Below are 8,471 nucleotides of genomic sequence, written 5' to 3'. Positions count from 1 at the left end.
TGGAGTATATACTGCGATTCAGTATGGTAATATCAAGACTATTCTTAGAAAAACTGGGTCGGATGATAAAATTCCCCAAAATATCAAATGAACTTTGGGGATTTTATTTATAAAATCGCTTTCAACCGCTTCACGACTTCTTCGCACTGTGCTAAATCAGCGACAAGCGCCATCCGCACATGGTTTTCACCTGGATTACCCTGTTCAGTATCACGGGATAGATAACGACCTGGCAATACCTTGATATGCGTTTTTTCCATCAACATTTTGGCAAAAGCTTCATCATTATCGACTTTAAGCCAGTAATAAAAACCTGCATCTGGTTTTTGTAATGGCAGTAAATGACCCAATTCAGACTGGAATAAATCAAATTTGGTACGGTATTGCTGGCGATTTTCTTCGACATGCGTTTCATCATTCCACGCTGCAATCGAAGCCAGTTGATGCTGTACAGGCATTGCCGCGCCGTGGTAGGTGCGATATTGCAAGTAAGGCTTTAACAATGCCGCATCACCAGCAACAAAACCTGAGCGCATTCCTGGCAAGTTTGAACGTTTAGACAATGAGTGGAACACGATACAGTTTTTATAGTCATCACGTCCCAATTCAGCACAAACTTCCAATAGCCCAATCGGTGCCTGATCAAACCAAAGTTCTGAATAACATTCATCAGATGCAATCACAAAACCATATTGGTCAGAAAGTGCAATCAGTTTTTTAAACTGTTCTTTTGACAGTACTGTACCTGTTGGATTACCTGGGGTACACACAAATAATAACGCCGTTTTTTCCCAAACTTCGGCAGGCACGGCATCAAAATCGCCGAGATAGCCATTTTCTTCAGTGCAGTTGATAAAATAAGGTTTTGCACCTGCCAACAGCGCAGCACCTTCATAAATCTGGTAAAACGGGTTCGGCATCACGATATAAGGCGCATCTTCACGTTTAATCAATGCCTGAACAAAGGAGAAGATTCCTTCCCGTGTTCCAGAAACAGGCAAAATATGATCTTCCGCACTGATTTGGTTCAGTTTGAAACGATTGCTCAGCCATTGTGCAGTACTTTGGCGCAGCTCAGGCAAGCCTTTACTGTTGGGGTAGGTTGATAAATGCCCAAAATTATCAATAATCGCTTGTTTAACGAACTCAGGTGCGGGGTGTTTAGGTTCACCAATTGACAGTGGAATCAACGGTAAATCGGCAGGTTGTAGCCCTTTAAAAAGCTGGTTTAACTTTTCAAAAGGATAAGGATGCAATAAAGATAAACTTGAGTTCATTGAAACAATTACCAAACTGTAGGGGCGTATTGCATACGCCCAATGTATTGATGAAAATTGGAATTACGATGGGTTAAGAACCTGATTTGACACTTCATCCAAAGCGGATTTTAGTGTTTCCGCAAAGGCCTTGACTTCTTCATCTGTAAGCAATACGCCATTTTTCTTGGTGACAAAGAAAATATCCTCGGCACGTTCACCCAATGTTGCAATTTTAGCAGAGTGAATGTCCAGACCTTGCAGCATAAACAGGGCACCAATTCGTGCCAGTAAGCCAGGTTGATCCAGTGTCGAGATTTCAACCATGTGTTGCTGTAAGGCTGGATTTAGCACAATATCAACCGTATTCTGCACATCAAAGTGACGGAGGTGGCGCGGAATACGGCGTTGCATAATACCTGGATATTGGTCTGAATGACTGAGAGCATCAACCAGAGCCGCTTTAACCTTACGTTCCCGATCAGGATCGGTGAGCAATGTGCCAAAACGGTCCAGCACCAAGTAAGTATCCAGACTAAATGCAGTGCTTGCGGTGATAATTCTGGCATCCTGAACATCAAGGTTCATACGGTCCAGCACCGCCACAGTGGTTGCGAACAGGTTAGGCTGGTCACGGGTATAAATAAAGATTTGAACCGCATCATCTGCGGCATTACGATGTGCGCGTAATAAAACCAAGGGCTCTGGATTATCGCCGTGCTGTAGAATCGCCTGAGTGTGCCATGCAATCTCGTTGGCAGACTCCTTGACAAAATATTCATCCCCCAGCTCTTGCCAGACTTTTTCTACTTCGGCGAGCGAGAAGTCATTGACCAGTAATTCACTGGCTGCAAACTTGGTGTCCTCAATCAGCATCTGGTAATCCACAGGGCGACCTAAACCTGAGCGAATCACGTCACGGGCATAGGTATAGAGCTGGCGCATCAGAGAAGCGCGCCATGTGTTCCAGAGTTTTGGATTGGTTGCGTTAATATCTGCAACGGTCAGTGTATACAGATAATCCAGATGCTCCATGTCACCAACTTTTTCAGCAAATTCCTTTACTTCGTCAGGATCGGAAATATCTTTTTTCTGGGCTGTGAGTGACATCAGGAGATGGTTGTTAATCAGCCAGGCCACCAGTTTGCATTCGCGCTCGGTAAAACCATGTGTGCGGCAGAACTTAATTGCATCAATTGCCCCAAGTTCGCTATGGTCACCGCCACGACCTTTGGCGATGTCATGGAAAATTGCCGCCATATACACAATGTCATGTCGTGCAATACGCTGGAACACTGAGCTGACCACAGGGAAATCCTTGGCAAATTCAGGCGCTTTAAAACGGCTGAGATTACGCAGCAATAACAGGGTATGTGCATCAACCGTATAAATATGGAACAGGTCGTATTGCATCAATCCCATAATCTGCCCGAAAGCAGGAATATAGTTGCCCAAAACGCCGTAACGTTTCATCGCCACCATCGTATTGTAGAGATGCGGTGAGCGAATGATTGACATAAACAACGCCTGATGTTCTGGGTTGTCGCGGAAACGCTGGTCAATCCGCTTGGCTGCAAGGACCAGCAGACGCAAGGTGCGGGCGCGAATACCTGTAATCTCAGGACGGTTTGCCAATAGATAGAATAATTCTAAAATCGCGCTCGGTTCTTCAGAGAAAACCTTATGGTGTTGTACGGCAAGTTTGCCATCCACAATTTTAAAGCGGTCATTAATTTCTACAATCTGGCGTTCATAGTCAGGCAAACGTGGGGTAATCACCGACTCATTGAAATAGGCAAGCAGCATTTCACTCAGGGTAGAAACCTGTTGGGCAGTGCGGTAATACCGTTTCATGAACTGTTCAACGGCAAAATTGACGTGTTGACCCTCTTCACGGACATAGCCAAACTTTGCTGCAATATCACGTTGATATTCAAACAATAAACGGTTTTCATCACGTTTTGCCAAGCGATGTAAATGGGTGCGGATTTCCCATAGAAAACTTTCCGCTTCTTCAAGTACAGCAAGCTCAAATTCAGTGATAAAACCTAAATGTACAAGGTCATAGATACGGTTGACACGGAAGTGGCGTTTTGCAATCCAGCCAATCTGGTTGATGTCACGAATACCGCCTGGCGCATTTTTAATGTCGGGTTCCAGATTGCTTTCAGTGTTGTTATGTTGGGCATAGCGCTTGGCTTGCTCAGCCATTTTCGCATCATAGAACGTTTTATCAGTCCAGGTTTGCGCCACAATACGGCGAGGCCACTTGGCAAGCTGTTCATTACCTGTGATTAGACGCGCTTCAATCAGGGTGGTGGCAACCGTCAGGTCATTACTGGCTTGTTCAACGCAGTTTTGAATAGTGCGAACGCTTGTCCCTGGCTTAAAATTACCGACATCCCAAAGTGAGGAAATAAAAGCGGAAATCAGTTTTTCTTGTTCTTCACTGATTTCATCCTCTGACAAAATCATGATGTCGGTATCGGAATAGGGGAGCATCTCATGGCGACCATAACCGCCAACAGCAAATAAACCCAACTCGGTTTGATCTAAGCCTGCATGATTCCAAAGAAAAATGAGTGCCTCATCAATCGAATCAGATCGGGCACTAATCACATCACGAATGGAAGCACCATTTTCATAACTTTGCTGTAATTGCTTTTCTACATCTGTTCGCCATTGGTTAATGGCTTGAATATCATGAAGGCTGGTGACGTAGTTTAACAAAGGCGATGTATTGATCATGAAAATGGGTCTTCTATCAAAGTCCCTCTTGGTCAAAGAGGGATTAAGGGAGATATTTTAAGCGTTGGTTTGTACAATCACCTGATCTGCTGCCTGCTGTGCCAGTTCACGCGCGAGGTCTGTGGTTTCAGCACGTGCGGTGGCAACACCCATACGGCGGCGTTTGAAGCCCTCTGGTTTACCAAACAAGCGCAAGTCAGTGTTCGGGTTTGCCAAAGCAAGATTTAAGCCAGAGAAGCTCAGGTTGTTCGCATCCACACCTGCATAGATTACGGCACTGGCTGCCACACTATGACGGGCTGTGTTGACTGGTAAACCTAAAATCGCACGAGCATGCAGCTCAAATTCACTCTGGAACTGTGATGCCAGAGTTACTAGACCTGTGTCATGTGGGCGAGGTGAGACTTCACTAAACCAGACTTTATCGCCTTTAATAAATAACTCTACACCAAAAACACCACAGCCACCCAAAGCGGTTGTGACTTTATTTGCAATACGTTTTGCTTCCTGCAAGGCTGCGACTGTCATTGGTTGTGGCTGCCAGCTTTCAACATAGTCACCCGCATCCTGACGGTGTCCAATTGGATCGCAGTAATGGGTTTCGATTTCACCTGTTGCTGGATTTTTAGCACGTACGGTTAATAGGGTAATTTCAAAATCAAAATCAATTTGTGATTCAATGATCACTGTACCCTGATTGACACGACCACCTTGCATGGCATATTCCCAGGCCACATCAACCTCATCAAAGTTCTTAACACGGGACTGACCTTTGCCAGAAGAGGACATGACAGGTTTAACAAAGTTTGGATAACCAATATCGTCACATGCTGCACGGAAGCTTTCCAATGTGCTGGCAAAGCGATAGGCGGAAGTGGGCAAGCCCAGTTCTTCCGCAGCTAAACGGCGAATGCCCTCACGGTTCATGGTGAGGTTGACGGCTTTTGCTGATGGAATCACCGTTGCAGTTTTGCGTTGCTCGATTTCAAGCAAAACCTCAGTCGCAATGGCCTCAATTTCAGGAACAATTAAATTCGGTTTAATTTTTTCAATCAGTTGTTTTAATTCAGTTGGATCTGCCATATTCAGGGTATAGGAATAATGGGCAACCTGCATGGCAGGTGCATGGTCATAACGGTCAGCCGCATGAACTTCGACACCCAAGCGTTGTAAAGAAATCACCACTTCTTTACCCAGCTCTCCAGAACCTAACAGTAAAACCTTAAATGCAGAAGATTGAAGTGGAGTTCCAAGAGTAACGCTCATGCGAATAATCCTATCCTGATAAATTTGTGTTTAAGCATAGCAGAACTTGCCGCTGAATTAAGCTTAAATTGACACAAAAAATGGTTTTTGTTAGACAAAAATCCTACCTTGTATTGTTTTCGCTTATTTAGACATTGACCTGATAGTTCAGCCCCAATTCATCCGCATTTTTGCCCCGTATTCCCCAGTTACATTTCGGTGTTTCAAAAATCGTGATTTCAATATCCTGAGCTGAAATGCCACATTGCTGTTGAATATTGGCAAAGATTGCCTGCACAAAGCGCTTTTTGGTTTCTATGCTTCGACCCTCAAACATGAAAATTTCAATAATGATGTAGCGGTCACTACGGTCATCTGGATAGATAAAATCATCTTGTTTCAGGGCAATAAAACGCTGAAACTTCTTTTCCACAGGATAGCTCAGACTTTCAACCAAAGCCTGATGGATGGCTTGGGAAAGCTGATCTCTAAATTGATCTATTGTTTTGCGATGCGCATAGATTTTTATTTGTGACATGAGTGGTTTTTATCCATGATAAATAAGTAACAATGATTGAGAATTATTCCCAGATTGACTAGCATAATGCCGAAATATTTCATTGGCGACTTGATATGTCTAATCCAAAAACTCGTGTGGCAATAATCGTATTGTGTAGCACCTTTTTATTGACTGCATGTGGGCAGGGAGACAATCAACCTGAAAAAAAGGTTGAAATCAAACCTGCGCCAAAATTAAACAATGATGCAACCACTTATGCAAATGCGGCGTGGACATTGATTAATGAAATTGACCCAATTATCTATAATAAACAAGTCTCTGAAATTGAGGAAAAAGTCAGGAAACCTTTACGCCAGCTCAGCACGGATTGGCGGATCAATGTCAAAATGACCGACTCTGTGACAGAAGGCAAATATGCACTTTGCCGTAAGGCACTGACCAGTCTGGACACATGGGCGCGAGATGTAAAAGATCGTTCATCTAGCTCCGCGCAGAAGCAGGCAGACTATGAACGTGATAAAGCCCAATGTAAGGATGCAATTGATAATCCTGCACTGGGAAATACCTCTCCAAAATAAAATAAGCGGGAAGAAAAATCCCGCTTTGGTGGTTTATGTCGCACTTCAAGTTTTACTCTGCCCAATATTGTGACCCATTTTGTGGGGATTCCCTTAATTGTTTTTTCAATTTTATGTTTAACCGCCCGCGCTGGGGTGGAAATATCAGGTTTTTCAGTAACACTGGCAATTGTTTTGATTGTCTTGAGTAGCATTTACTATATTTCGCTTGATAAGCTGTTTGGTGTACTGATGCTGATTTTATTGTGAATAAAATTCACGAAGAATTAAATAAATATCAATCTGTGCAACGGCAAACTTCGTGCTACAATACGCACCAATCTTTAGCACGGCTTAAAAGCCCTAATTTATAGGACCCCCGCTAATGTTTGCCAATATCTCTATTGCTGAATTTGATCCAGAAATCGCTCAGGCAATTGCTTCGGAAGGTGAGCGTCAAGAAGCTCATATCGAACTTATTGCATCTGAAAACTATTGCTCTCCAGCAGTGATGGAAGCACAAGGATCAAAACTGACCAACAAATATGCAGAAGGCTATCCTGGCAAACGCTACTATGGCGGTTGTGAATATGTTGATGTCGTAGAACAGCTTGCTATTGATCGTGCCAAAGCATTGTTTGGTGCAGATTATGCAAACGTTCAGCCACATGCGGGTTCTCAGGCAAACTCTGCTGTTTACCTGGCGCTGCTTAACCCAGGCGATACCGTTTTGGGTATGAGCCTGGCACACGGTGGTCACTTGACTCACGGTGCGAAAGTCAGCTTTTCTGGTAAAACCTATAATGCAGTCCAGTATGGTTTAAACCCAGAAACGGGCGAAATTGATTATGAAGAAGTTGAACGTTTGGCTTTAGAGCACAAACCACGTATGATCGTTGCAGGTTTCTCTGCTTATAGCCGTGTGGTTGATTGGCAGCGTTTCCGTGATATCGCAGACAAAGTAGGTGCTTACCTGTTTGTTGATATGGCACACGTTGCTGGTCTGGTTGCTGCTGGTGTTTATCCAAACCCAGTGCAAATTGCAGATGTGACCACGACAACGACACACAAAACACTGCGTGGTCCACGTTCTGGTTTAATCCTTGCCAAAGCAAACGAAGAAATCGAGAAAAAACTTCAATCTGCTGTTTTTCCTGGTAATCAGGGTGGTCCTTTGATGCATGCGATTGCAGCGAAAGCAATTTGCTTTAAAGAAGCCATGTCTGATGAATTCAAGGCATATCAACAACAAGTGGTGAAGAATGCTCAGGCAATGGCAGACGTGTTTATCTCTCGTGGTTATGATGTGGTTTCAGGCGGTACAGACAACCATCTATTCTTATTGTCTTTGATCAAGCAAGAGGATGTAACAGGTAAAGATGCTGATGCATGGTTAGGTGCTGCGCATATTACGGTTAATAAAAATGCCGTGCCAAATGATCCGCGTTCTCCATTTGTGACTTCTGGTATCCGTATTGGTACACCAGCAGTAACTACGCGTGGTTTTGGTGAAGTGGAAGTTCGTGATCTTGCGGCTTGGATCGCTGACATTATCGACAGTAAAGGTAATGAACAAGTCATTGCGGATGTAAAAGCTAAAGTTGAAGCGGTTTGTGCTAAATTCCCAGTTTATGCTGAATAATTTGCTTTGCTAAATAAAATTCTAAAAACACCTCAAACTTCGGTTTGGGGTGTTTTTTTATGCCTGAAAATTGATGAACTCATCAAATCCAATGAAGCATTTTATGGCAGTTTGCCTTAAAAAAGTGCTATTCAAACTATTGTTCTATTTTCTTGCCTTATTTTGTTGCTATTTAAGTAACCTGAACACGATTTAAATATTTTTCTAATATATTAAAAGATATCTTGATGGAATCTTGCAGAGTTCTCATCTAATTTCAGCATAAACTTTCAGCTGGACTTACTTTTGTTTCGGCATGAGGAGCGAAGCTCCGCAAGGGCAACCATCTTGCGCAGCTATCGCTGCTCACCGCAAAACTCGTTGACTACTATCAGCTAACTTAATGAATCGCAAAAACAACATTCTATTAATTGAGTCCTGTCTCAAACAATTGCGGATGACGTTTCCGCGTATCGTAATTCATTGAGAATTTTATATCGAACTTCTCTGTACACGACAAATTT

At 43.3% G+C, this 8,471-nt stretch carries 6 protein-coding genes and 1 pseudogene; 3 read left to right on the top strand and 4 right to left on the bottom strand.

Annotated elements, in window-relative coordinates:
- Positions 1 to 107: 107 nt before the first annotated feature.
- The 4 genes from dapC to B4H32_RS10515 form a co-directional block, all read right to left on the bottom strand.
- Positions 108 to 1,277 carry a succinyldiaminopimelate transaminase gene (gene dapC, locus B4H32_RS10530; RefSeq protein WP_286802981.1) on the bottom strand — a complete coding sequence of 390 codons (1,170 nt, stop codon included), beginning with the start codon at positions 1,275 to 1,277 and terminating at the stop codon, positions 108 to 110.
- Between the two features lie 63 nt (positions 1,278 to 1,340).
- The gene (gene glnD, locus B4H32_RS10525) at positions 1,341 to 4,004 is read right to left on the bottom strand and encodes a [protein-PII] uridylyltransferase (RefSeq protein ID WP_004680884.1); all 2,664 of its coding nucleotides are present in this window, start codon (positions 4,002 to 4,004) and stop codon (positions 1,341 to 1,343) included.
- Positions 4,005 to 4,061: 57 nt separating this feature from the next.
- A complete protein-coding gene (gene purT, locus B4H32_RS10520; RefSeq protein WP_171062018.1) occupies positions 4,062 to 5,279 on the bottom strand; it encodes a formate-dependent phosphoribosylglycinamide formyltransferase in 1,218 nt (405 codons plus the stop codon).
- 118 nt (positions 5,280 to 5,397) lie between these two features.
- Positions 5,398 to 5,787, bottom strand: coding sequence for a tautomerase family protein (locus tag B4H32_RS10515; protein ID WP_004680882.1), 390 nt, complete (start codon positions 5,785 to 5,787; stop codon positions 5,398 to 5,400).
- Between the two features lie 95 nt (positions 5,788 to 5,882).
- On the opposite strand from B4H32_RS10515, the gene B4H32_RS10510 reads away from it, so the two are divergent.
- The 3 genes and pseudogenes from B4H32_RS10510 to glyA all read left to right on the top strand — a co-directional run bounded on the left by B4H32_RS10510 (position 5,883) and on the right by glyA (position 7,968).
- A complete protein-coding gene (locus B4H32_RS10510) occupies positions 5,883 to 6,347 on the top strand; it encodes a hypothetical protein (RefSeq protein ID WP_004680881.1) in 465 nt (154 codons plus the stop codon).
- Between the two features lie 57 nt (positions 6,348 to 6,404).
- Positions 6,405 to 6,593, top strand: a pseudogene (locus B4H32_RS10505) (hypothetical protein); the annotation flags it as partial.
- A 118-nt stretch (positions 6,594 to 6,711) separates the two neighbouring features.
- The gene (gene glyA / locus B4H32_RS10500; RefSeq protein ID WP_004680880.1) at positions 6,712 to 7,968 is read left to right on the top strand and encodes a serine hydroxymethyltransferase; all 1,257 of its coding nucleotides are present in this window, start codon (positions 6,712 to 6,714) and stop codon (positions 7,966 to 7,968) included.
- Positions 7,969 to 8,471: the final 503 nt, after the last annotated feature.

Source organism: Acinetobacter sp. UBA2063 (assembly GCF_002333245.1).
In the GTDB taxonomy this organism is placed as follows: Bacteria; Pseudomonadota; Gammaproteobacteria; order Pseudomonadales; family Moraxellaceae; genus Acinetobacter; species Acinetobacter parvus.
The sequence above is the reverse complement of the archived record's forward strand: the minus strand, read 5'-3'. Positions and strand labels throughout refer to the sequence as shown.